26 protein-coding genes, 5 tRNA genes and 3 rRNA genes are annotated in these 20,733 nt (G+C 53.9%); all 34 read right to left on the reverse strand.

The window, feature by feature from the left end; genetic code table 11:
* Nucleotides 1-20 precede the first annotated feature (20 nt).
* Nucleotides 21-1,349 carry a preprotein translocase subunit SecY gene (gene secY / locus ACQ4LH_RS08360; RefSeq protein ID WP_090255788.1) on the reverse strand — a complete coding sequence of 443 codons (1,329 nt, stop codon included), beginning with the start codon at nt 1,347-1,349 and terminating at the stop codon, nt 21-23.
* Nucleotides 1,350-1,784, reverse strand: coding sequence for a 50S ribosomal protein L15 (rplO, locus tag ACQ4LH_RS08365; RefSeq protein ID WP_090243121.1), 435 nt, complete (start codon nt 1,782-1,784; stop codon nt 1,350-1,352).
* Nucleotides 1,785-1,787: 3 nt separating this feature from the next.
* Nucleotides 1,788-1,967 (reverse strand): 50S ribosomal protein L30, encoded by a 180-nt coding sequence (gene rpmD, locus ACQ4LH_RS08370; protein WP_079204534.1) that lies wholly within the window; start codon nt 1,965-1,967, stop codon nt 1,788-1,790.
* Between the two features lie 2 nt (nt 1,968-1,969).
* Complete coding sequence (rpsE, locus tag ACQ4LH_RS08375; protein ID WP_090255789.1) at nt 1,970-2,470, reverse strand: 30S ribosomal protein S5; 501 nt, start codon at nt 2,468-2,470, stop codon at nt 1,970-1,972.
* Between the two features lie 3 nt (nt 2,471-2,473).
* Nucleotides 2,474-2,824 (reverse strand): 50S ribosomal protein L18, encoded by a 351-nt coding sequence (gene rplR / locus ACQ4LH_RS08380; protein ID WP_003293038.1) that lies wholly within the window; start codon nt 2,822-2,824, stop codon nt 2,474-2,476.
* Between the two features lie 10 nt (nt 2,825-2,834).
* Nucleotides 2,835-3,368: a 50S ribosomal protein L6 gene (gene rplF, locus ACQ4LH_RS08385; protein WP_160089362.1), complete on the reverse strand. Its 534-nt coding sequence runs from the start codon at nt 3,366-3,368 to the stop codon at nt 2,835-2,837.
* Nucleotides 3,369-3,380: 12 nt separating this feature from the next.
* Nucleotides 3,381-3,773 (reverse strand): 30S ribosomal protein S8, encoded by a 393-nt coding sequence (rpsH, locus tag ACQ4LH_RS08390; protein ID WP_069519903.1) that lies wholly within the window; start codon nt 3,771-3,773, stop codon nt 3,381-3,383.
* Nucleotides 3,774-3,956: 183 nt separating this feature from the next.
* Nucleotides 3,957-4,262 (reverse strand): 30S ribosomal protein S14, encoded by a 306-nt coding sequence (gene rpsN / locus ACQ4LH_RS08395; RefSeq protein ID WP_090243102.1) that lies wholly within the window; start codon nt 4,260-4,262, stop codon nt 3,957-3,959.
* Between the two features lie 13 nt (nt 4,263-4,275).
* Entirely contained in the window at nt 4,276-4,815 is a 540-nt protein-coding gene (rplE, locus tag ACQ4LH_RS08400; RefSeq protein ID WP_090255796.1) for a 50S ribosomal protein L5, read from the reverse strand.
* 20 nt (nt 4,816-4,835) lie between these two features.
* On the reverse strand, nt 4,836-5,150 hold the full coding sequence (gene rplX, locus ACQ4LH_RS08405; RefSeq protein ID WP_167147115.1) for a 50S ribosomal protein L24: 315 nt from the start codon (nt 5,148-5,150) through the stop codon (nt 4,836-4,838).
* Between the two features lie 11 nt (nt 5,151-5,161).
* On the reverse strand, nt 5,162-5,530 hold the full coding sequence (rplN, locus tag ACQ4LH_RS08410; protein ID WP_003281831.1) for a 50S ribosomal protein L14: 369 nt from the start codon (nt 5,528-5,530) through the stop codon (nt 5,162-5,164).
* Between the two features lie 23 nt (nt 5,531-5,553).
* On the reverse strand, nt 5,554-5,820 hold the full coding sequence (rpsQ, locus tag ACQ4LH_RS08415; RefSeq protein WP_090255823.1) for a 30S ribosomal protein S17: 267 nt from the start codon (nt 5,818-5,820) through the stop codon (nt 5,554-5,556).
* A 2-nt stretch (nt 5,821-5,822) separates the two neighbouring features.
* On the reverse strand, nt 5,823-6,014 hold the full coding sequence (gene rpmC / locus ACQ4LH_RS08420) for a 50S ribosomal protein L29 (RefSeq protein ID WP_002555481.1): 192 nt from the start codon (nt 6,012-6,014) through the stop codon (nt 5,823-5,825).
* Entirely contained in the window at nt 6,014-6,427 is a 414-nt protein-coding gene (gene rplP, locus ACQ4LH_RS08425) for a 50S ribosomal protein L16 (protein ID WP_090255798.1), read from the reverse strand. The genes rpmC and rplP overlap by 1 nt, the downstream gene beginning before the upstream one ends.
* Nucleotides 6,428-6,439: 12 nt before the next feature.
* Nucleotides 6,440-7,126 carry a 30S ribosomal protein S3 gene (gene rpsC / locus ACQ4LH_RS08430; RefSeq protein WP_069519907.1) on the reverse strand — a complete coding sequence of 229 codons (687 nt, stop codon included), beginning with the start codon at nt 7,124-7,126 and terminating at the stop codon, nt 6,440-6,442.
* A 13-nt stretch (nt 7,127-7,139) separates the two neighbouring features.
* Complete coding sequence (gene rplV / locus ACQ4LH_RS08435) at nt 7,140-7,472, reverse strand: 50S ribosomal protein L22 (protein WP_003210077.1); 333 nt, start codon at nt 7,470-7,472, stop codon at nt 7,140-7,142.
* Between the two features lie 11 nt (nt 7,473-7,483).
* Entirely contained in the window at nt 7,484-7,759 is a 276-nt protein-coding gene (gene rpsS, locus ACQ4LH_RS08440) for a 30S ribosomal protein S19 (RefSeq protein ID WP_010486981.1), read from the reverse strand.
* Between the two features lie 16 nt (nt 7,760-7,775).
* Nucleotides 7,776-8,600 (reverse strand): 50S ribosomal protein L2, encoded by an 825-nt coding sequence (gene rplB, locus ACQ4LH_RS08445; protein ID WP_090255801.1) that lies wholly within the window; start codon nt 8,598-8,600, stop codon nt 7,776-7,778.
* Nucleotides 8,601-8,614: 14 nt separating this feature from the next.
* Entirely contained in the window at nt 8,615-8,914 is a 300-nt protein-coding gene (gene rplW / locus ACQ4LH_RS08450; protein ID WP_160089364.1) for a 50S ribosomal protein L23, read from the reverse strand.
* Nucleotides 8,911-9,513 (reverse strand): 50S ribosomal protein L4, encoded by a 603-nt coding sequence (gene rplD / locus ACQ4LH_RS08455; RefSeq protein ID WP_430696769.1) that lies wholly within the window; start codon nt 9,511-9,513, stop codon nt 8,911-8,913. The genes rplW and rplD overlap by 4 nt, the downstream gene beginning before the upstream one ends.
* Before the next feature lie 12 nt (nt 9,514-9,525).
* Entirely contained in the window at nt 9,526-10,161 is a 636-nt protein-coding gene (gene rplC / locus ACQ4LH_RS08460) for a 50S ribosomal protein L3 (protein WP_090505796.1), read from the reverse strand.
* A gap of 84 nt (nt 10,162-10,245) precedes the next feature.
* On the reverse strand, nt 10,246-10,557 hold the full coding sequence (gene rpsJ / locus ACQ4LH_RS08465) for a 30S ribosomal protein S10 (RefSeq protein ID WP_010486970.1): 312 nt from the start codon (nt 10,555-10,557) through the stop codon (nt 10,246-10,248).
* A 141-nt stretch (nt 10,558-10,698) separates the two neighbouring features.
* Nucleotides 10,699-11,892: an elongation factor Tu gene (gene tuf, locus ACQ4LH_RS08470; protein ID WP_275963612.1), complete on the reverse strand. Its 1,194-nt coding sequence runs from the start codon at nt 11,890-11,892 to the stop codon at nt 10,699-10,701.
* An 83-nt stretch (nt 11,893-11,975) separates the two neighbouring features.
* Nucleotides 11,976-12,051 (reverse strand) — tRNA-Thr (locus ACQ4LH_RS08475).
* A 25-nt stretch (nt 12,052-12,076) separates the two neighbouring features.
* Nucleotides 12,077-12,150, reverse strand: a tRNA-Gly gene (locus ACQ4LH_RS08480).
* Between the two features lie 24 nt (nt 12,151-12,174).
* Nucleotides 12,175-12,259: transfer RNA gene (locus ACQ4LH_RS08485), tRNA-Tyr, on the reverse strand.
* Between the two features lie 141 nt (nt 12,260-12,400).
* Nucleotides 12,401-13,072: an SPOR domain-containing protein gene (locus tag ACQ4LH_RS08490; protein ID WP_090256316.1), complete on the reverse strand. Its 672-nt coding sequence runs from the start codon at nt 13,070-13,072 to the stop codon at nt 12,401-12,403.
* 8 nt (nt 13,073-13,080) lie between these two features.
* Complete coding sequence (locus ACQ4LH_RS08495) at nt 13,081-13,827, reverse strand: pantothenate kinase (protein WP_430696783.1); 747 nt, start codon at nt 13,825-13,827, stop codon at nt 13,081-13,083.
* Nucleotides 13,817-14,782, reverse strand: coding sequence for a bifunctional biotin--[acetyl-CoA-carboxylase] ligase/biotin operon repressor BirA (birA, locus tag ACQ4LH_RS08500; RefSeq protein WP_430696770.1), 966 nt, complete (start codon nt 14,780-14,782; stop codon nt 13,817-13,819). Before birA ends, ACQ4LH_RS08495 begins: the two co-directional genes overlap by 11 nt.
* Nucleotides 14,783-14,923: 141 nt before the next feature.
* A 5S ribosomal RNA gene (rrf, locus tag ACQ4LH_RS08505) occupies nt 14,924-15,039 on the reverse strand.
* A 136-nt stretch (nt 15,040-15,175) separates the two neighbouring features.
* Nucleotides 15,176-18,065: ribosomal RNA gene (locus ACQ4LH_RS08510) — 23S ribosomal RNA — on the reverse strand.
* A 246-nt stretch (nt 18,066-18,311) separates the two neighbouring features.
* Nucleotides 18,312-18,387: transfer RNA gene (locus ACQ4LH_RS08515), tRNA-Ala, on the reverse strand.
* Nucleotides 18,388-18,418: 31 nt separating this feature from the next.
* Nucleotides 18,419-18,495 (reverse strand) — tRNA-Ile (locus ACQ4LH_RS08520).
* Nucleotides 18,496-18,560: 65 nt separating this feature from the next.
* Nucleotides 18,561-20,097, reverse strand: a 16S ribosomal RNA gene (locus ACQ4LH_RS08525).
* Together the 16S, 23S and 5S rRNA genes with 2 tRNA genes alongside form the textbook arrangement of a ribosomal RNA operon.
* Nucleotides 20,098-20,733: the final 636 nt, after the last annotated feature.

Consider the following 20,733-nt stretch of genomic DNA (forward strand, 5'->3'; position numbering starts at 1 on the left):
CTCCTCGAACCTTATGGACTTCAGCGCAGCATGCCGCTGCCGTAGCCCTTCAGGTTGGCTTTCTTCATCAGGGATTCGTACTGGTGCGAAACGAGGTGCGATTGTACTTGCGACATAAAGTCCATCACAACCACTACCACGATCAGCAACGAGGTCCCGCCAAGATAGAACGGTACGTTGGCAGCCACCACCAGGAACTGGGGCAACAAGCATACGGCCGTCATGTACAGAGCACCGAACATGGTCAAGCGAGTCAACACGCCATCGATATAGCGCGCCGATTGCTCACCGGGACGGATACCCGGAATAAAGGCACCGGACTTCTTCAGGTTCTCCGCTACGTCTTTCGGGTTGAACATCAACGCTGTATAGAAGAAGCAGAAGAAAACGATCCCTGCACTAAACAGCAAAATGTTCAACGGCTGACCAGGAGCGATAGCCTGTGAAATATCCTGCAGCCAGCCCATACCTTCAGACTGACCAAACCAGGCACCCAGCGAAGCCGGGAATAACAGAAGGCTGCTGGCGAAAATAGCCGGGATAACCCCCGCCATGTTCACCTTCAACGGCAAGTGGCTAGTCTGCGCAGCGAAGACCTTACGACCCTGCTGACGCTTGGCGTAGTGCACCGCAATGCGACGCTGACCACGCTCAATGAACACCACGAAACCGATAATCGCTACTGCCAGCAAACCGATGGCGATCAGGGCGAAGATATTGATATCACCCTGGCGAGCAGACTCGAAAGACTGCCCAATCGCCGACGGCAGACCGGCCACGATGCCTGCAAAGATCAGCATCGAAATACCGTTGCCAACACCACGCTCGGTGATTTGCTCGCCTAGCCACATCATAAACATCGCACCCGCCACAAACGTGGTGACTGCAACGAAGTGGAAGCCGAAATCGACCGTAAACGCTACGCCCTGACTGGCCAGGCCGACGGACATGCCGACTGCTTGGACAATTGCCAGGACTAGGGTGCCGTAGCGGGTGTACTGGCTAATCTTGCGACGGCCAGCTTCACCTTCCTTCTTCAACTGTTCCAGCTGCGGGCTGACAGCGGTCATGAGCTGCATGATGATCGACGCCGAAATGTACGGCATGATCCCCAGTGCAAAAATGCTCATGCGCTCCAGCGCGCCGCCGGAAAACATGTTGAACAAGCTAAGAATGGTCCCCTCATTCTGTCGAAACAGGTCCGCCAGCCGGTCCGGGTTGATACCTGGAACTGGGATGTGTGCACCTATCCGATAGACGATGATCGCCATGAACAGAAAGCGCAAACGAGCCCAGAGTTCGGACAACCCGCCATTGCTGAGCGCTGAGAGAGCACCTTGCTTAGCCATTTATTCCTCGAACTTACCGCCAGCTGCTTCGATAGCCGCACGCGCACCTTTGGTGACGGCGATACCTTTAAGGGTGACTGCCTGAGTAACTTCACCGCTCAGCATGACTTTCACACGCTGTACGTTTTGGTTGATCAGGTTGGCATCCTTCAGCGACTGCAGAGTAACAATGCCGCCTTCGATTTTATTCAGCTCGGAAGTACGCACTTGTGCGCGATCCATAGCCTTCAAAGAAACGAAACCGAACTTAGGCAGACGGCGGTGCAGAGGCTGCTGGCCGCCTTCGAAACCCGGAGCAATGGTGCCACCAGAGCGGGAGGTTTGACCTTTGTGGCCGCGGCCACCAGTCTTACCCAAACCGCTACCGATACCACGGCCCGGACGGTGCTTCTCGCGACGGGAACCCGGCGCAGGACTCAAATCGTTCAGGTACATGTATTAACCCTCGACTCGCAGCATGTAGTAAGCCTTGTTGATCATCCCGCGATTCTCGGGAGTATCCAGTACTTCTACGGTGTGACCGATGCGACGCAGACCCAGACCCTTAACGCAGAGTTTATGGTTGGGGATACGGCCGGTCATGCTTTTGATCAGCGTGACTTTTACGGTATTAGCCATGATTAGAGAATCTCCTCGACGCTCTTGCCACGCTTGGCCGCAACAGAACCTGGCGACTGCATAGCTTTCAAACCTTTGAAAGTGGCGTAAACCACGTTCACTGGGTTAGTCGAGCCGTAGCATTTAGCCAGAACGTTCTGCACGCCAGCTACTTCCAGAACGGCACGCATTGCGCCGCCGGCGATGATGCCGGTACCTTCAGAAGCAGGCTGCATGTACACCTTCGAAGCGCCATGGGCGGACTTCATTGCGTACTGCAGGGTGGTACCGTTCAGGTCTACCTGGATCATATTGCGACGAGCAGCTTCCATCGCTTTCTGGATAGCAGCAGGCACTTCACGGGATTTGCCACGGCCGAAACCGACGCGACCCTTACCATCACCAACCACGGTCAACGCGGTGAAAGTGAAGATACGGCCACCCTTAACGGTCTTGGCAACGCGGTTAACCTGTACCAGCTTCTCGATATAGCCTTCGTCGCGCTTTTGGTCGTTATTTGCCATAACTTAGAACTCCAGCCCGCCTTCACGAGCAGCATCAGCCAGCGCCTTGACGCGGCCGTGGTACTTGAAGCCAGAACGGTCGAATGCAACCTGAGTTACACCAGCGGCTTTCGCACGCTCGGCAACCAGTTCGCCAACTTTCTTGGCCGCGTCGACGTTGCCAGTGGCGCCGTCACGCAGTGCTTTGTCCAAGGTAGAGGCGCTGGCCAGAACCTTGCTGCCGTCGGCCGAAATGACCTGGGCATAGATGTGCTGCGAAGAGCGATACACGCAGAGACGCACGGCTTCGAGCTCGTGCATTTTCAGGCGTGCTTTGCGAGCGCGACGCAGTCGAGTAACTTTTTTGTCGGTCATTTGCTATGCCCTACTTCTTCTTGGCTTCTTTACGGCGGACGACTTCGTCAGCGTAACGAACACCTTTGCCCTTATAAGGTTCAGGACGACGGAAGTCACGAATCTCCGCAGCGACCTGACCAACCAGTTGTTTGTCGACACCCTTGATCAGGATCTCGGTCTGGTTCGGGGTTTCAGCAACTACACCGTCCGGCAACTCATAGTCGATCGGATGGGAGAAGCCGAGAGCGAGGTTCAGCACCTGACCTTTGGCTTGCGCTTTGTAACCAACACCAACCAGCTGCAGCTTACGCTCGAAGCCAGTGCTAACACCGATCACCATATTGTTGACCAGGGCGCGAGTGGTACCGGCCATTGCACGAGTCTGCTGATCGCCATTGCGAGCAGCGAAACGCAGCTCACCAGCTTCTTGCAGAACTTCAACGGACGAGTGAACGTTCAGTTCGAGAGTGCCCTTGGCACCCTTTACCGAAAGCTGTTGGCCGGCGAGTTTGATCTCAACACCAGCGGGCAGCTTTACGGGGTTCTTAGCAACGCGAGACATGCTTATCCCCCCTTAGAACACTGTGCAAAGCACTTCGCCGCCGACACCGGCAGCGCGCGCAGCGCGGTCCGTCATCACACCCTTGTTGGTGGAGACGATGGATACACCGAGACCGCCACGAACTTTCGGCAGATCATCGACGGATTTGTATTGGCGAAGGCCTGGACGGCTCACGCGCTTAACTTCTTCGATAACCGGACGGCCTTCGAAGTATTTCAGCTCGATGGACAGCTGCGGCTTAACTTCACCGCTGATCTGATAACCCGCAATATAACCTTCGTCTTTCAAAACTTTGGCTACAGCCACCTTCAACGTGGAAGACGGCATGCTTACGACGGACTTTTCAGCCATCTGGGCATTACGGATACGAGTTAGCATGTCCGCTAACGGGTCCTGCATACTCATGGGCTAGACGCTCCTGATACAAAAAGAATTAGCCTTGCGGCTACAGTCGCTGAGAATTCTGAGAAAAATTGAACCCAGGCTCAGGCGAGCCGAGCATTCTAGAGACTGATCAAAAATGAATCAAGCCCCAAAGGGGCCTGATTCACAGATAAGACAAAGCCGGCACTAGGCCGGCTTTGTTTTTTACCAGCTGGCTTTAACCAGACCTGGTACATCACCACGCATTGCAGCTTCACGCAGCTTGATACGGGACAGACCGAACTTGCGATAAACGCCGTGCGGACGACCGGTAATGCGGCAGCGATTACGCAGGCGCGAAGCGCTGGCGTCACGCGGCTGCTTCTGCAGTGCAACTTGAGCTTCCCAACGCGCTTCTGGACTGGCGTTCAGATCGGCGATGGTAGCTTTCAGCTCGGCACGCTTCTTAGCGTACTTGGCTACCGTTTGCTGACGCTTCAGCTCGCGGTTTTTCATGCTGGTTTTGGCCATGATCCAACTCCAATCAGTTGCGGAACGGGAATTTGAAAGCACGCAGCAAGGCGCGACCTTCATCATCCGTACGGGCAGTGGTGGTCAGGGTAATGTCCAGACCACGCAGAGCATCGATCTTGTCGTAGTCGATTTCCGGGAAGATGATCTGCTCTTTAACGCCCATGCTGTAGTTGCCACGACCATCGAAGGACTTGGCATTCAGGCCGCGGAAGTCACGCACGCGCGGCAGGGAGATGGACAGCAGACGATCCAGGAACTCGTACATACGCTCACGGCGCAGAGTTACTTTAACGCCGATCGGCCAGCCCTCACGAACCTTGAAGCCTGCAATCGACTTACGAGCATGAGTCACAACGACTTTCTGACCGGTAATCTTTTCCAGGTCGGCAACAGCGTGCTCGATGATTTTCTTGTCACCGATTGCTTCGCCCAGGCCCATGTTAAGGGTGATCTTGGTGATACGCGGAACTTCCATCACGTTGGCAAGCTTAAGTTCTTCCTTAAGCTTGGGAGCGATTTCTTTCCGATAAATCTCTTTTAGTCGTGCCATGGTCTTCTACCTAGCAGTGTTCAAGCATCAACCGCTTTTTGGGTCGACTTGAAGACACGAATTTTTTTACCTTCTTCTACTTTGAAACCAACGCGATCAGCCTTGTTGGTTTCGCCATTGAAGATGGCCACGTTAGAAGCGTGCATTGGCGCTTCTTTCTCGACGATACCGCCCTGAACGCCCGACATCGGGTTCGGCTTGGTATGGCGCTTCACCAGGTTGATCCCACCAACGACCAAACGGTCGTCAGCGAGAACCTTGAGCACCTTGCCACGCTTACCTTTGTCTTTACCGGCGATCACGATGATCTCGTCGTCACGACGAATCTTTTGCATGTCGGATCTCCTTAGAGCACTTCAGGGGCGAGCGAGACGATCTTCATGAACTTCTCAGTACGAAGCTCACGAGTCACTGGCCCAAAAATACGAGTGCCAATTGGCTCTTGCTTGTTGTTCAGCAGAACAGCAGCGTTGCCATCAAAGCGAATGATCGAGCCATCAGGGCGACGAACGCCGTGACGAGTGCGGACTACAACAGCAGTCATCACTTGGCCTTTCTTCACTTTACCGCGCGGAATTGCTTCCTTAACGGTGACTTTGATGATGTCGCCGATGCCAGCATAACGGCGGTGCGAACCGCCCAGCACCTTGATACACATAACGCGACGAGCACCGCTGTTGTCAGCGACGTCGAGCATGGATTGAGTCTGAATCATATAATTTCTCCGACCCTTAGCCCTTAGACGTCCACTGCGCGTTCGAGGATCTCAACCAGCGCCCAAGACTTAGTCTTGGCAACGGGACGAGTTTCGCGAATGGAAACTTTGTCACCGATCTTGCTCTGGTTGGTTTCGTCGTGTGCGTGCAGCTTGGTCGAACGCTTGACATATTTGCCGTAGATCGGGTGCTTAACGCGACGCTCGATCAATACGGTGATGGTCTTGTCCATCTTGTCGCTGACGACACGGCCGGTCAGCGTACGGACTGTTTTTTCGGCTTCAGCCATGATCACTTACCTGCCTGCTGGTTGAGCACAGTTTTCACACGAGCGATGTCGCGCTTAACTTGCGAGAGCAGGTGAGACTGCCCCAACTGGCCAGTTGCTTTCTGCATACGCAGATTGAACTGGTCGCGCAGCAGGCCGAGCAGTTGCTCGTTCAGCTGCTGTGCTGATTTTTCACGAAGTTCATTCGCCTTCATCACATCACCGTCCGCTTAACAAAAGTGGTGGCGAGTGGCAGCTTTGCAGCAGCCAGGGCGAAAGCCTCACGCGCCAACTCTTCGGAAACGCCTTCGATCTCATACAGGACTTTGCCTGGCTGGATCTGGGCTACCCAATATTCAACGCTACCCTTCCCTTTACCCATCCGCACTTCAAGAGGCTTCTTGGAGATCGGCTTGTCCGGGAAGACGCGAATCCAGATTTTCCCGCCACGCTTAACGTGACGAGTCAGAGCACGACGAGCGGACTCAATCTGACGGGCGGTGAGACGACCACGGGCAACAGACTTCAGAGCAAATTCGCCGAAGCTGACTTTGCTACCGCGCTGAGCCAGACCACGGTTGTGGCCGGTCATCTGCTTACGGAACTTCGTACGCTTTGGTTGCAACATTTTGCGTACTCCTTACTTAGCAGCTTTTTTACGAGGCGCAGGCGCTTGGGGTTTCAGTTCTTCTTTAAGGCCACCAATAACTTCGCCTTTGAAGATCCAAACCTTGACACCGATCACACCGTAAGTGGTGTGCGCTTCGTACGTGGCATAGTCGATATCGGCACGCAGGGTGTGCAACGGCACACGACCTTCGCGATACCATTCGGTACGTGCAATTTCAGCACCGCCGAGACGACCGCTCACTTGGATTTTGATGCCCTTGGCACCAATGCGCATGGCGTTCTGTACAGCGCGTTTCATAGCGCGACGGAACATCACACGACGCTCCAGCTGCTGAGCTACGCTCTGCGCAACCAGCATACCGTCGAGCTCCGGCTTGCGGATCTCTTCGATATTGATGTGCACAGGCACACCCATTTGCTTGGTCAGGTCCTGACGCAGTTTCTCAACATCTTCACCTTTCTTACCGATAACGATACCGGGACGAGCGGTGTGAATGGTGATACGTGCGGTTTGAGCCGGACGAGCAATGTCGATACGGCTTACGGACGCGCTTTTTAGTTTGTCTTGGAGATACTCACGCACCTTCAGATCAGCGAACAAATAGTCCGCATAAGTCCGACCGCTGGCGTACCAGACGGAGGTGTGCTCCTTGACGATTCCCAGGCGAATGCCAATGGGATGTACTTTCTGACCCATCTGATCGACTCCGTTACTTGTCCGCAACCTTGACAGTGATATGGCAAGACCGCTTGACGATGCGATCAGCGCGGCCTTTGGCACGCGGCATGATGCGCTTCAGCGAACGCCCTTCGTTGACGAAAACGGTGCTGACCTTCAAGTCATCAACGTCTGCGCCTTCGTTGTGCTCGGCGTTGGCTACAGCCGACTCCAGCACTTTCTTAATGATCTCGGCGGCTTTCTTACTGCTGAAAGCCAGGAGGTTGAGCGCTTCGCCCACCTTCTTCCCACGAATCTGGTCGGCGACCAAGCGGGCTTTTTGGGCGGAGATGCGAGCGCCCGACAACTTAGCGGCTACTTCCATTTCCTAACCCCTTAACGCTTGGCTTTCTTGTCAGCCACGTGCCCACGATAGGTACGAGTGCCGGCAAATTCGCCCAGTTTGTGACCGACCATATCTTCGTTCACGAGAACTGGGACATGTTGACGACCGTTATGTACAGCGATGGTCAGACCGACCATTTGTGGCAGGATCATCGAACGGCGCGACCAGGTTTTCACCGGCTTGCGATCATTCTTTTCCACCGCCACTTCGATCTTCTTCAGTAGGTGAAGATCAATAAAAGGACCTTTTTTCAGAGAACGTGGCACTGTCGTATCCCTCTATTTACTTGCGACGACGGACGATCATGTTGTCGGTGCGTTTGTTACCACGAGTCTTCGCGCCCTTCGTCGGGAAGCCCCATGGAGACACCGGATGACGACCACCAGAGGTACGACCTTCACCACCACCATGTGGGTGGTCAACCGGGTTCATGGCAACACCACGAACGGTTGGGCGAACGCCACGCCAGCGTTTGGCACCAGCTTTACCCAGCGAACGCAGGCTGTGCTCGGAGTTCGAGACTTCGCCCAGGGTCGCACGGCACTCAGCCAGTACTTTACGCATCTCACCGGAACGCAGACGCAGGGTCACGTAGACACCTTCACGCGCAATCAGCTGAGCCGAAGCACCAGCGGAACGAGCGATCTGAGCACCTTTACCCGGCTTCAGTTCGATACCGTGAACAGTGCTACCAACTGGAATATTGCGCAGTTGCAGACTGTTGCCCGGCTTGATCGGAGCCATGATGCCAGCTACCAGCTGATCGCCAGCACTCACGCCTTTAGGGGCGATGATGTAGCGACGCTCGCCGTCTGCATACATCAGCAGAGCGATGTGTGCGGTACGGTTCGGATCATATTCAATACGCTCGACAGTGGCTGGAATGCCATCTTTGTCGTTGCGACGGAAATCGACCAGACGGTAATGCTGCTTGTGGCCACCACCGATATGACGGGTGGTGATACGACCATTGTTGTTACGACCGCCAGTCTTCGACTTCTTCTCAAGCAGCGGAGCGTAAGGAGCGCCTTTATGCAGCTCCTGATTGACCACCTTGACCACAAAACGGCGGCCAGGGGAAGTCGGTTTGCATTTAACGATTGCCATGATGCACCCCTTCCTTACTCAGCACTGCTGGCGAAATCGAGATCTTGGCCTGGCTGAAGCGAGATGATCGCTTTCTTCCAGTCGTTACGCTTGCCCAGGCCGCGAGCGTTGCGCTTGGTCTTACCGAGAACATTCACGGTATTAACAGCAGCAACATTTACGCTGAACAGGCTTTCGACGGCCTTCTTGATTTCCAGCTTGGTTGCATCAGTTGCAACCTTGAAAACGAACTGACTTTTCTTGTCAGCGAGAACCGTGGCCTTCTCGGAGATGTGCGGGCCAAGCAGCACTTTAAATACGCGTTCCTGGTTCATCCCAGCAGCTCCTCGAATTTCTTCACGGCAGAAATGGTGACCAGCACCTTTTCATACGCGATCAGACTAACTGGGTCGGAACCTTGCACGTCACGAACATCAACGTGTGGCAGGTTGCGAGCAGCCAGGTACAGATTCTCATCAATAGCATCGGACACGATCAGCACATCGGTCAGACCCATGCCATTCAACTTGCCCAACAGTTCTTTGGTCTTCGGAGCTTCAACGCTGAAGTCTTCGACGACGATCAAACGATCAGTACGAACCAGCTCGGCAAGAATCGAACGCAATGCAGCGCGATACATCTTCTTGTTCAGCTTTTGATCGTGATTCTGCGGACGAGCCGCGAAGGTCACACCACCGCCACGCCAGATCGGACCACGAGTGGTACCTGCACGAGCACGACCGGTACCCTTCTGACGCCACGGGCGCTTACCGCCACCGGATACGTCGGAACGAGTCTTCTGCTGCTTGCTGCCCTGACGGCCGCCGGCCATGTAGGCCACAACTGCTTGGTGAACCAGGGTCTCGTTGTATGCGCCGCCAAAAGTGGCTTCGGATACTTCGATTGCTTGAGCGCCATTTACATTTAATTGCATGTCAGCTTCCCCTTAACCGCGAGCCTTGGCCGCTGGACGTACAACCAGGTTGCCGCCAGTAGCGCCAGGAACAGCACCCTTGACCAGCAACAGATTGCGTTCAGCGTCAACCCGCACTACTTCCAGGGACTGCACGGTCACGCGCTCAGCGCCCATATGACCGGACATTTTTTTGCCCTTGAATACGCGACCCGGAGTCTGGCACTGGCCAATGGAACCCGGAACACGGTGGGACACGGAGTTACCGTGAGTGTTGTCTTGGCCGCGGAAGTTCCAACGCTTGATGGTACCGGCAAAGCCTTTACCTTTGGACTGACCGGTGACATCCACCAGTTGACCAGCTTGGAATATTTCAGCGTTGATCAGATCACCTGCCTGGTACTCGCCTTCTTCAAGACGGAATTCCATAACAGTGCGACCTGCCGCGACGTTCGCCTTAGCGAAGTGACCGGCTTGCGCCTTGCTGACACGTGAAGCACGACGCTCGCCGACAGTGACTTGCACTGCACGATAGCCATCGGACTCTTCAGTTTTGAACTGGGTGACGCGATTCGGCTCGATCTCAATGACCGTAACCGGAATGGAGACACCTTCTTCGGTGAAAATGCGGGTCATACCGCACTTACGACCGACTACACCAATAGTCATGTTGTAACCTCATGAGTGTACGGGGCTTTCACCCGCTATGGCCGCCCATTTCAGAGCGTTACACGACTAAAACCTAAAGCGGTCTTAGCCGAGGCTGATCTGCACTTCCACACCAGCCGCAAGATCAAGCTTCATCAGCGCGTCAACGGTTTTATCCGTTGGCTGGACGATGTCCAGAACACGCTTATGAGTACGGATCTCGAACTGATCACGCGCGTCTTTGTTGACGTGTGGCGAGGTCAGTACGGTGAACCGCTCTTTGCGGGTAGGCAGAGGAATAGGACCACGCACCTGAGCACCAGTACGTTTCGCGGTTTCCACGATTTCCTGGGTTGATTGATCGATCAGGCGATGGTCAAAAGCCTTCAACCGAATACGGATTTGTTGGTTTTGCATTTTGACCTCAGATTCCAAGCTGCTATTCCCAACGGACGCAATACGCCCGTTAAAAGGAGGCGTGATTCTATAGACGCCCCTAGCAGGTGTCAACCCAATAAAAAAGCCCCCGCAAGCGGAGGCTTTTTCTTAAACCATCACTTACGCGATGATTTTGGCTACGACGCCGGCGCCGACGGTACGACCGCCTTCACGAATGGCGAAACGCAGACCTTCTTCCATTGCGATGGTCTTGATCAGAGTGACAGTCATCTGGATGTTGTCACCTGGCATTACCATCTCAACGCCTTCCGGCAGTTCGCAGTTACCAGTTACGTCAGTAGTACGGAAGTAGAACTGAGGACGGTAGCCTTTGAAGAACGGAGTGTGACGACCGCCTTCTTCTTTGCTCAACACATACACTTCTGCAGTGAAGGTGGTGTGCGGCTTAACCGAGCCTGGCTTGACCAGAACCTGGCCACGCTCTACGTCATCACGCTTGGTGCCACGCAGCAGAACGCCGCAGTTCTCACCAGCACGACCTTCGTCGAGCAGCTTGCGGAACATTTCAACACCGGTACAGGTGGTCTTGGTGGTATCACGCAGACCAACGATCTCGATTTCTTCCTGGATCTTGACGATACCGCGCTCGATACGGCCAGTTACCACGGTGCCACGACCGGAGATCGAGAATACGTCTTCGATTGGCATCAGGAACGGCTTGTCGATAGCACGAACTGGCTCAGGGATGTAGCTGTCCAGAGTCTCAACCAGCTTCTTGACGGCAGTGGTGCCCATCTCGTTGTCGTCTTGACCGTTCAGAGCCATCAGAGCGGAACCGATGATGATCGGAGTGTCGTCGCCTGGGAAATCGTAAGTGCTGAGCAGGTCACGCACTTCCATTTCCACCAGCTCCAGCAGCTCGGCGTCGTCAACCATGTCAGCCTTGTTCAGGAAGACCACGATGTACGGAACACCTACCTGACGGGACAGCAGGATGTGCTCGCGAGTCTGCGGCATCGGGCCGTCAGCAGCGGAGCAAACCAGGATAGCGCCGTCCATCTGCGCAGCACCGGTGATCATGTTTTTTACGTAGTCGGCGTGACCTGGGCAGTCAACGTGTGCGTAGTGACGCACGGCCGAATCGTATTCAACGTGAGCGGTGTTGATGGTGATACCGCGAGCTTTTTCCTCTGGGGCGCTGTCGATCTTGTCGAAGTCAACCTTGGCCGAACCGAATACTTCGGAGCAGACGCGGGTCAGAGCAGCGGTCAGAGTGGTTTTACCGTGGTCAACGTGACCGATAGTGCCAACGTTGACGTGCGGCTTGTTACGCTCAAACTTTTCTTTAGCCATTTTGACTGCCTCCCAGAGAAGAATTGACTCAGTATCACCGCCATAAAACAAAGGCAGATACTTGCATATCTGCCTTTATTAGATGGAGCTCATGAGCGGACTCGAACCGCTGACCTCACCCTTACCAAGGGTGTGCTCTACCAACTGAGCTACATGAGCAAACACATTGCGAAAACAACAATGCTGGAGCGGGTAGCGGGAATCGAACCCGCATCATCAGCTTGGAAGGCTGAGGTTCTACCACTGAACTATACCCGCGGAGCCTGCAGCTCTCGCTAAATCTGGTGGAGGGAGAAGGATTCGAACCTTCGAAGTCGATGACGTCAGATTTACAGTCTGATCCCTTTGGCCACTCGGGAATCCCTCCAAACGGGGCGGCATTCTCATTCGATGCCGACCTACTGTCAAGCAATTTCTCATTAAAAAACCTGAGGTTAGCTACATTGACAGCAACTTCGCAGAACACTTGTTAGCGCCACCCTGCGAAGCGGGCGCCATTCTATGCATTCTATTGAGGGCTTGCAACCCCTTCGCAAGGCATTAATTGCTGCTCTAAGCCTTTGAAGTCAAAAGCCAAACGCTGCAGCAAAGAATCATCCGCCAGACGCCTACTTTGCGGCGAAATACGCACCCAGAAACTGCGATGCGCACGCGTCAGCTCACGCAGGGACGGCTCGTACCCGGCATCACGCAATCGCTGCATCACACTCTGCGCCGAATCGCTACGCGGAAAGATACCCAGGGAGATACCGTTGGCCAAATCGCCCTGAGTAATGATGTAGCTATCGATCTTGCGTGCTTGCAGCTCACGCAATTGGCGCAATGAAGCCTGCCGCGAAGCCAACGGCGGTAGATACACCCAGTAATCGACGCCCGCCGCCGCATCCATGCTTTGCACGCGCGACTGAATATCCAGGCTCAACAACCGCTGCTCAACCGCCGACGCATCCGCCATCACCTCAAAACTACCGAGAAACAAGCACACCGCCTCAGCAGGCTGCGCCACAGCAACCTCTCGCCGCGGCGGCGCGCTCGACTCACTGAGCAGGCGAATATCGCGTTTACTGTCTTGCGCCATATTTAGCGGTGCAATCTCAGTAACCCGCAGAGGGGCCTGCTGCTGATGCCACACGTAATAGAACAGATTCAGTACAACCAACCACAAGAACATCCAGCGCATGCATGACCTCAATCTATGGGGCAAGCGATCGCCAAGCCGATAAACACCAGATCCGGCACAACCCGCGCACCCGGAATAACATCCATCACCAGCGGGGCATCCCCGCCAGTGAGGAAAACATCAAAGTCACCGCCCAGCAGCTCTGACGCCATCGCCACCTGACCACTGACAAAACCGCGCAGCATCAACAAGCATCCACGCTCAACAGCTTCGGCAGTCGCCCGCCCCGGCACCAAATCTTCAAGCGCCTTGGCCGCCTCATCGCTGTCATAGCGCGTTCTGCGGGTGTGGGTTCGCAACTGCGTGCGCATCAGCGGCACACCCGGGCAAATAAAGCCGCCCTGGTGCCCACCATCTGCACCCACAAAATCCGAAGTAACCGCAGTGCCCAGGTCAATAACCAGCGCAGCCTTGCCCGATAACTGATAAGCCCCTACCACCGCAAGCCAGCGATCAAGCCCAAGGCGCTCGTACTGCTCATAGCCATTGCGCACGCCGGACAAGGAAACAGCAGAGCGAGCCGCACGACACTCGACAGCAAAAGCCTGCTCAAGCAGCGAAATTAACTGCGCAGTCTCTTCGTCGCTGCGCACACTCACCAGACGACAGGCACGTAGCTGCACAGCCTGCTCGCGGACAACCTCTATAAGCGCCTGATCCGAGTCAACGACACCGCCTACGTCTGCCGTAGCCTTGCCACCACCCAGCAAGCGCCACTTAATAAAGGTATTACCGCAGTCGAGCTCAAGAATCATCACGCAACCTCAGGCTAAGCTCACCGCCGCTAAAGCTTCGCTCAGCCCCATCAACACGAAGACGAATGGCCCCAGAACGATCCACCCCTAAAACCTCACCTTCTATAGGCTCACCGCCAGCCGTTAACGCAACCGGCCGCCCCTGCCAAAGGTGACAAGCCTGCCACTCATCCTGCAAAGCTGCGAAACCATCACGCAACTGAATATCCAGATAGCGCGACAGCTGCCGATTCAACTCACTGACTAGCTCATTGCGATTTAACAGACGCCCCAACTCAGCACGCATCGAAGTCCAGGGCTGACCAATAGCCCCCTGATCGGCCGCGAGCATATTCACATTCAAGCCAATCCCGATGACCACATGACACACATCCGCCGGATCGCCAGACAGCTCTAATAGGATACCCGCCAGCTTGCGCTCACCCACCAGCACATCGTTGGGCCACTTCAATCCGGCCTCAGCCACGCCAAAGCCGCGAATAACCTGCAGCAGCGCCAAGCCGACAGCGAGGCTCATGCCTTCAAGCTGTCGCATGCCACCTTCCACACGAACAACCAAGCTGTAATACAGATTCTCGCCGAAGGGACTTACCCAACTACGCCCCCGCCGCCCTCGCCCACTGGTTTGCCGCTCAGCGATCACATAGAACGGAAGAGTCTGCGCCGCAGGCAACAGCCGCAATGCCTCCGCGTTGGTCGAGTCCACACTTGGCATAACGCTCGCTCGCCACTGCGGAGCATCCACTTGAGCATTTAGCCAGTCAGCATCCAGCAACTGCAGCGGCGTCGCCAGCTGATAGCCGCGCCCGCGCACCTTGTGCAACGGTAACGACAATTCAGCCTGCAAAGCCTGCAGCTGCTTCCATACAGCAGAGCGGCTTACGCCCAAAGCCGCGCCAAGCGCCTCACCGGAGTGGAAACGCCCGTCTTGAAGAAGCTTTAACAATGCAAGCATGTGAGTCCCGCCAAGCAATAAGGCACGCATGATAACGACGCGCTGTTTAGTTGCCTATCAAAGGCTCACCTGCTTGGTTTTTTTTCGCAGCGCAAAGTAAAACCCCCGACCGTTTTCACGATCGGGGGTTTTGGTATAGGTGCTTGACGATGACCTACTCTCACATGGGGAAACCCCACACTACCATCGGCGATGCATCGTTTCACTACTGAGTTCGGGATGGGATCAGGTGGTTCCAATGCTCTATGGTCGTCAAGCGATTCAGCTGGAGTATCGTCGTTAGACGCTGCTCCGAATTGGGTATGTGATAAAGGGTTTTGCAGTGCTTACAAATTTTCGGCTGTTGCGGTCTTCTGTATTAGACACACAAACATCAAATTGTTTGGGTGTTATATGGTCAAGCCTCACGGGCAATTAGTATTGGTTAGCTCAACGCCTCACAGCGCTTACACACCCAACCTATCAACGTCGTAGTCTTCGACGGCCCTTTAGGGAACTCAAGGTTCCAGTGAGATCTCATCTCGAGGCAAGTTTCCCGCTTAGATGCTTTCAGCGGTTATCTTTTCCGAACATAGCTACCCGGCAATGCCACTGGCGTGACAACCGGAACACCAGAGGTTCGTCCACTCCGGTCCTCTCGTACTAGGAGCAGCCCCTCTCAAATCTCAAACGTCCACGGCAGATAGGGACCGAACTGTCTCACGACGTTCTAAACCCAGCTCGCGTACCACTTTAAATGGCGAACAGCCATACCCTTGGGACCGGCTTCAGCCCCAGGATGTGATGAGCCGACATCGAGGTGCCAAACACCGCCGTCGATATGAACTCTTGGGCGGTATCAGCCTGTTATCCCCGGAGTACCTTTTATCCGTTGAGCGATGGCCCTTCCATACAGAACCACCGGATCACTAAGACCTACTTTCGTACCTGCTCGACGTGTCTGTCTCGCAGTCAAGCGCGCTTTTGCCTTTATACTCTACGACCGATTTCCGACCGGTCTGAGCGCACCTTCGTACTCCTCCGTTACTCTTTAGGAGGAGACCGCCCCAGTCAAACTACCCACCATACACTGTCCTCGATCCGGATAACGGACCAGAGTTAGAACCTCAAGGTTACCAGGGTGGTATTTCAAGGTTGGCTCCACGCGAACTGGCGTCCACGCTTCAAAGCCTCCCACCTATCCTACACAAGTAAACTCAAAGTCCAGTGCAAAGCTATAGTAAAGGTTCACGGGGTCTTTCCGTCTAGCCGCGGATACACTGCATCTTCACAGCGATTTCAATTTCACTGAGTCTCGGGTGGAGACAGCGCCGCCATCGTTACGCCATTCGTGCAGGTCGGAACTTACCCGACAAGGAATTTCGCTACCTTAGGACCGTTATAGTTACGGCCGCCGTTTACCGGGGCTTCGATCAAGAGCTTCGCGTTAGCTAACCCCATCAATTAACCTTCCGGCACCGGGCAGGCGTCACACCCTATACGTCCACTTTCGTGTTTGCAGAGTGCTGTGTTTTTAATAAACAGTCGCAGCGGCCTGGTATCTTCGACCGGCATGGGCTTACGCAGTAAATGCTTCACCCTCACCGGCGCACCTTCTCCCGAAGTTACGGTGCCATTTTGCCTAGTTCCTTCACCCGAGTTCTCTCAAGCGCCTTGGTATTCTCTACCTAACCACCTGTGTCGGTTTGGGGTACGGTTCCTAATTACCTGAAGCTTAGAAGCTTTTCCTGGAAGCATGGCATCAACCACTTCGTCATCTAAAAGATAACTCGTCATCAGTTCTCGGCCTTGATCTCCCGGATTTACCTAAGAAATCAGCCTACCACCTTAAACACGGACAACCAACGCCGTGCTGGCCTAGCCTTCTCCGTCCCTCCATCGCAGTAATTAGAAGTACGGGAATATTAACCCGTTTCCCATCGACTACGCATTTCTGCCTCGCCTTAGGGGCCGACTCACCCTGCGTCGATTAACGTTGCGCAGGAAACCTTGGTCTTTCGGCGTGGGAGTTTTTCACTCCCATTGTCGTTACTCATGTCAGCATTCGCACTTCTGATACCTCCAGCAAGCTTCTCAACTCACCTTCACAGGCTTACAGAACGCTCCTCTACCGCTCATCCTAAGATGAACCCGTAGCTTCGGTGTATGGTTTGAGCCCCGTTACATCTTCCGCGCAGGCCGACTCGACTAGTGAGCTATTACGCTTTCTTTAAAGGGTGGCTGCTTCTAAGCCAACCTCCTAGCTGTCTAAGCCTTCCCACATCGTTTCCCACTTAACCATAACTTTGGGACCTTAGCTGACGGTCTGGGTTGTTTCCCTTTTCACGACGGACGTTAGCACCCGCCGTGTGTCTCCCGTGCTGACACTTGTTGGTATTCGGAGTTTGCATCGGTTTGGTAAGTCGGGATGACCCCCTAGCCGAAACAGTGCTCTACCCCCAACAGTGATACACGAGGCGCTACCTAAATAGCTTTCGAGGAGAACCAGCTATCTCCGAGCTTGATTAGCCTTTCACTCCGATCCACAGGTCATCCGCTAACTTTTCAACGGTAGTCGGTTCGGTCCTCCAGTTAGTGTTACCCAACCTTCAACCTGCCCATGGATAGATCGCCCGGTTTCGGGTCTATACCCAGCGACTGTCGCCCTATTAAGACTCGCTTTCGCTACGCCTCCCCTATTCGGTTAAGCTCGCCACTGAATATAAGTCGCTGACCCATTATACAAAAGGTACGCAGTCACCCAACAAAGTGGGCTCCCACTGCTTGTACGCATACGGTTTCAGGATCTATTTCACTCCCCTCTCCGGGGTTCTTTTCGCCTTTCCCTCACGGTACTAGTTCACTATCGGTCAGTCAGTAGTATTTAGCCTTGGAGGATGGTCCCCCCATATTCAGACAAAGTTTCTCGTGCTCCGTCCTACTCGATTTCATTGATAAGAGAATTTCGTGTACGGGGCTATCACCCACTACGGCGGCACTTTCCAGAGCCTTCCACTATTCTCAAATCAACTTAAGGGCTAGTCCCCGTTCGCTCGCCACTACTAAGGGAATCTCGGTTGATTTCTATTCCTCAGGGTACTTAGATGTTTCAGTTCCCCTGGTTCGCCTTACACACCTATGTATTCAGTGTGTAATAACCAGCTTATGCTGGCTGGGTTCCCCCATTCAGAGATCTCCGGATCAAAGTCTGTTTGCCGACTCCCCGGAGCTTATCGCAGGCTACAACGTCTTTCATCGCCTCTGACTGCCAAGGCATCCACCGTATGCGCTTCTTCACTTGACCATATAACCCCAAGCAATCTGGTTACTGTCTAATAACGTGAAGACGACATTCGCCGAAAATTTGCAATTGAGAACTACAAATTTTACCTTGACCAAATTAATTACCAGTGAAAGTAATTAATCAGTCACTTCTATCACATACCCAAATTTTTAAAGAACGATTTTCTTACTGGTCAAAGACCAGAAATCAACATTCATCTACCAGTAGTAGGAACGCTCATTTCTGAACTCTTAACGAGGCTGTATATGGTGGAGCCAAGCGGGATCGAACCGCTGACCTCCTGCGTGCAAGGCAGGCGCTCTCCCAGCTGAGCTATGGCCCCATATTCTTACAAGGCCAAACCCCACAACAATTGGTGGGTCTGGGCAGATTCGAACTGCCGACCTCACCCTTATCAGGGGTGCGCTCTAACCAACTGAGCTACAGACCCAATCGTCTTTCGCAATGAATCAAGCAATTCGTGTGGGAACTTATGAAGAAGCTGAAGTCTTCGATTAAGGAGGTGATCCAGCCGCAGGTTCCCCTACGGCTACCTTGTTACGACTTCACCCCAGTCATGAATCACACCGTGGTAACCGTCCCCCTTGCGGTTAGACTAGCTACTTCTGGTGCAACCCACTCCCATGGTGTGACGGGCGGTGTGTACAAGGCCCGGGAACGTATTCACCGTGACATTCTGATTCACGATTACTAGCGATTCCGACTTCACGCAGTCGAGTTGCAGACTGCGATCCGGACTACGATCGGTTTTATGGGATTAGCTCCACCTCGCGGCTTGGCAACCCTTTGTACCGACCATTGTAGCACGTGTGTAGCCCTGGCCGTAAGGGCCATGATGACTTGACGTCATCCCCACCTTCCTCCGGTTTGTCACCGGCAGTCTCCTTAGAGTTCCCACCATTACGTGCTGGTAACTAAGGACAAGGGTTGCGCTCGTTACGGGACTTAACCCAACATCTCACGACACGAGCTGACGACAGCCATGCAGCACCTGTGTCTGAGTTCCCGAAGGCACCAATCTATCTCTAGAAAGTTCTCAGCATGTCAAGGCCAGGTAAGGTTCTTCGCGTTGCTTCGAATTAAACCACATGCTCCACCGCTTGTGCGGGCCCCCGTCAATTCATTTGAGTTTTAACCTTGCGGCCGTACTCCCCAGGCGGTCAACTTAATGCGTTAGCTGCGCCACTAAGAGTTCAAGACTCCCAACGGCTAGTTGACATCGTTTACGGCGTGGACTACCAGGGTATCTAATCCTGTTTGCTCCCCACGCTTTCGCACCTCAGTGTCAGTATCAGTCCAGGTGGTCGCCTTCGCCACTGGTGTTCCTTCCTATATCTACGCATTTCACCGCTACACAGGAAATTCCACCACCCTCTACCGTACTCTAGCTCAGCAGTTTTGGATGCAGTTCCCAGGTTGAGCCCGGGGATTTCACATCCAACTTACTGAACCACCTACGCGCGCTTTACGCCCAGTAATTCCGATTAACGCTTGCACCCTTCGTATTACCGCGGCTGCTGGCACGAAGTTAGCCGGTGCTTATTCTGTCGGTAACGTCAAAGTAGCAACGTATTAAGTTACTACCCTTCCTCCCAACTTAAAGTGCTTTACAATCCGAAGACCTTCTTCACACACGCGGCATGGCTGGATCAGGCTTTCGCCCATTGTCCAATATTCCCCACTGCTGCCTCCCGTAGGAGTCTGGACCGTGTCTCAGTTCCAGTGTGACTGATCATCCTCTCAGACCAGTTACGGATCGTCGCCTTGGTGAGCCTTTACCTCACCAACTAGCTAATCCGACCTAGGCTCATCTAATGGCGCGAGGCCCGAAGGTCCCCCGCTTTCTCCCGTAGGACGTATGCGGTATTAGCGTCCGTTTCCGAACGTTATCCCCCACCACTAGGCAGATTCCTAGGCATTACTCACCCGTCCGCCGCTCTCAAGAGAAGCAAGCTTCTCTCTACCGCTCGACTTGCATGTGTTAGGCCTGCCGCCAGCGTTCAATCTGAGCCATGATCAAACTCTTCAGTTCAATACTGCTTGGGTTTTGAGAAAACCCTAAACTTAGCTCAGCAATCGTTGGTTACATCTTTGATTTCTCGCGGAGTAACTTGTGATGCTGATAATCTTGCGACTAGCAGTCTTACCTCACAAGCACCCACACGAATTGCTTGATTCAGTTGTTAAAGAGCGGGTGGTTGATTCTTTCGTCTCAACCGAGGCGCGCATTCTACAGCAGCCTCATCTTCCGTCAAGTGATTTCGAAAATTTCTTTTCAATCTCAACCACTTGCGCCTTCATTCAGCCTTAAGCTTCTCGTCAGCGGGAGGCGAATTCTACAGCGTTTCAAACCGCTGTCAACCGCCTCTTTTACCGCCTCCGATCAACCCGACCGAACTCCTTCAGACTCAAACACCACCTCCTGAAGAGGAGGCGCATTCTACGCAGCTTTCGCTGCTTTGCAACCCTTCTTTTAAATCTAACTTCTTGTTTTATAAGAAGTTTAAAGGACCACATACGCCTGAAGAGCTGCGCATTATAGGGACTGCCGAACGAAGGTCAATCGATTGTTATACTTTTGTTGCAACACCCACGAACTCAAGGGCTGTAGCCACACGAACCACTAGCGCGCCGCCTGCAGAAACGACAAAGCCGTTGAAGCTCTATC

The organism is Pseudomonas peli, from assembly GCF_050563605.1.
GTDB classification, from domain to species: Bacteria; Pseudomonadota; Gammaproteobacteria; order Pseudomonadales; family Pseudomonadaceae; genus Aquipseudomonas; species Aquipseudomonas peli_A.

What these genes read in the sequence shown, in the direction of transcription:
- secY (WP_090255788.1), bottom strand. Translation starts at nt 1,349, where the DNA reads ATGGCTAAGCAAGGTGCTCTCTCAGCGCTCAGCAATGGCGGGTTGTCC.
- rplO (WP_090243121.1), bottom strand. Translation starts at nt 1,784, where the DNA reads ATGTACCTGAACGATTTGAGTCCTGCGCCGGGTTCCCGTCGCGAGAAG.
- rpmD (WP_079204534.1), bottom strand. Translation starts at nt 1,967, where the DNA reads ATGGCTAATACCGTAAAAGTCACGCTGATCAAAAGCATGACCGGCCGT.
- rpsE (WP_090255789.1), bottom strand. Translation starts at nt 2,470, where the DNA reads ATGGCAAATAACGACCAAAAGCGCGACGAAGGCTATATCGAGAAGCTG.
- rplR (WP_003293038.1), bottom strand. Translation starts at nt 2,824, where the DNA reads ATGACCGACAAAAAAGTTACTCGACTGCGTCGCGCTCGCAAAGCACGC.
- rplF (WP_160089362.1), bottom strand. Translation starts at nt 3,368, where the DNA reads ATGTCTCGCGTTGCTAAGAACCCCGTAAAGCTGCCCGCTGGTGTTGAG.
- rpsH (WP_069519903.1), bottom strand. Translation starts at nt 3,773, where the DNA reads ATGAGTATGCAGGACCCGTTAGCGGACATGCTAACTCGTATCCGTAAT.
- rpsN (WP_090243102.1), bottom strand. Translation starts at nt 4,262, where the DNA reads ATGGCCAAAACCAGCATGAAAAACCGCGAGCTGAAGCGTCAGCAAACG.
- rplE (WP_090255796.1), bottom strand. Translation starts at nt 4,815, where the DNA reads ATGGCACGACTAAAAGAGATTTATCGGAAAGAAATCGCTCCCAAGCTT.
- rplX (WP_167147115.1), bottom strand. Translation starts at nt 5,150, where the DNA reads ATGCAAAAGATTCGTCGTGACGACGAGATCATCGTGATCGCCGGTAAA.
- rplN (WP_003281831.1), bottom strand. Translation starts at nt 5,530, where the DNA reads ATGATTCAGACTCAATCCATGCTCGACGTCGCTGACAACAGCGGTGCT.
- rpsQ (WP_090255823.1), bottom strand. Translation starts at nt 5,820, where the DNA reads ATGGCTGAAGCCGAAAAAACAGTCCGTACGCTGACCGGCCGTGTCGTC.
- rpmC (WP_002555481.1), bottom strand. Translation starts at nt 6,014, where the DNA reads ATGAAGGCGAATGAACTTCGTGAAAAATCAGCACAGCAGCTGAACGAG.
- rplP (WP_090255798.1), bottom strand. Translation starts at nt 6,427, where the DNA reads ATGTTGCAACCAAAGCGTACGAAGTTCCGTAAGCAGATGACCGGCCAC.
- rpsC (WP_069519907.1), bottom strand. Translation starts at nt 7,126, where the DNA reads ATGGGTCAGAAAGTACATCCCATTGGCATTCGCCTGGGAATCGTCAAG.
- rplV (WP_003210077.1), bottom strand. Translation starts at nt 7,472, where the DNA reads ATGGAAGTAGCCGCTAAGTTGTCGGGCGCTCGCATCTCCGCCCAAAAA.
- rplB (WP_090255801.1), bottom strand. Translation starts at nt 8,600, where the DNA reads ATGGCAATCGTTAAATGCAAACCGACTTCCCCTGGCCGCCGTTTTGTG.
- rplW (WP_160089364.1), bottom strand. Translation starts at nt 8,914, where the DNA reads ATGAACCAGGAACGCGTATTTAAAGTGCTGCTTGGCCCGCACATCTCC.
- rplD (WP_430696769.1), bottom strand. Translation starts at nt 9,513, where the DNA reads ATGCAATTAAATGTAAATGGCGCTCAAGCAATCGAAGTATCCGAAGCC.
- rplC (WP_090505796.1), bottom strand. Translation starts at nt 10,161, where the DNA reads ATGACTATTGGTGTAGTCGGTCGTAAGTGCGGTATGACCCGCATTTTC.
- rpsJ (WP_010486970.1), bottom strand. Translation starts at nt 10,557, where the DNA reads ATGCAAAACCAACAAATCCGTATTCGGTTGAAGGCTTTTGACCATCGC.
- tuf (WP_275963612.1), bottom strand. Translation starts at nt 11,892, where the DNA reads ATGGCTAAAGAAAAGTTTGAGCGTAACAAGCCGCACGTCAACGTTGGC.
- ACQ4LH_RS08490 (WP_090256316.1), bottom strand. Translation starts at nt 13,072, where the DNA reads ATGCGCTGGATGTTCTTGTGGTTGGTTGTACTGAATCTGTTCTATTAC.
- ACQ4LH_RS08495 (WP_430696783.1), bottom strand. Translation starts at nt 13,827, where the DNA reads ATGATTCTTGAGCTCGACTGCGGTAATACCTTTATTAAGTGGCGCTTG.
- birA (WP_430696770.1), bottom strand. Translation starts at nt 14,782, where the DNA reads ATGCTTGCATTGTTAAAGCTTCTTCAAGACGGGCGTTTCCACTCCGGT.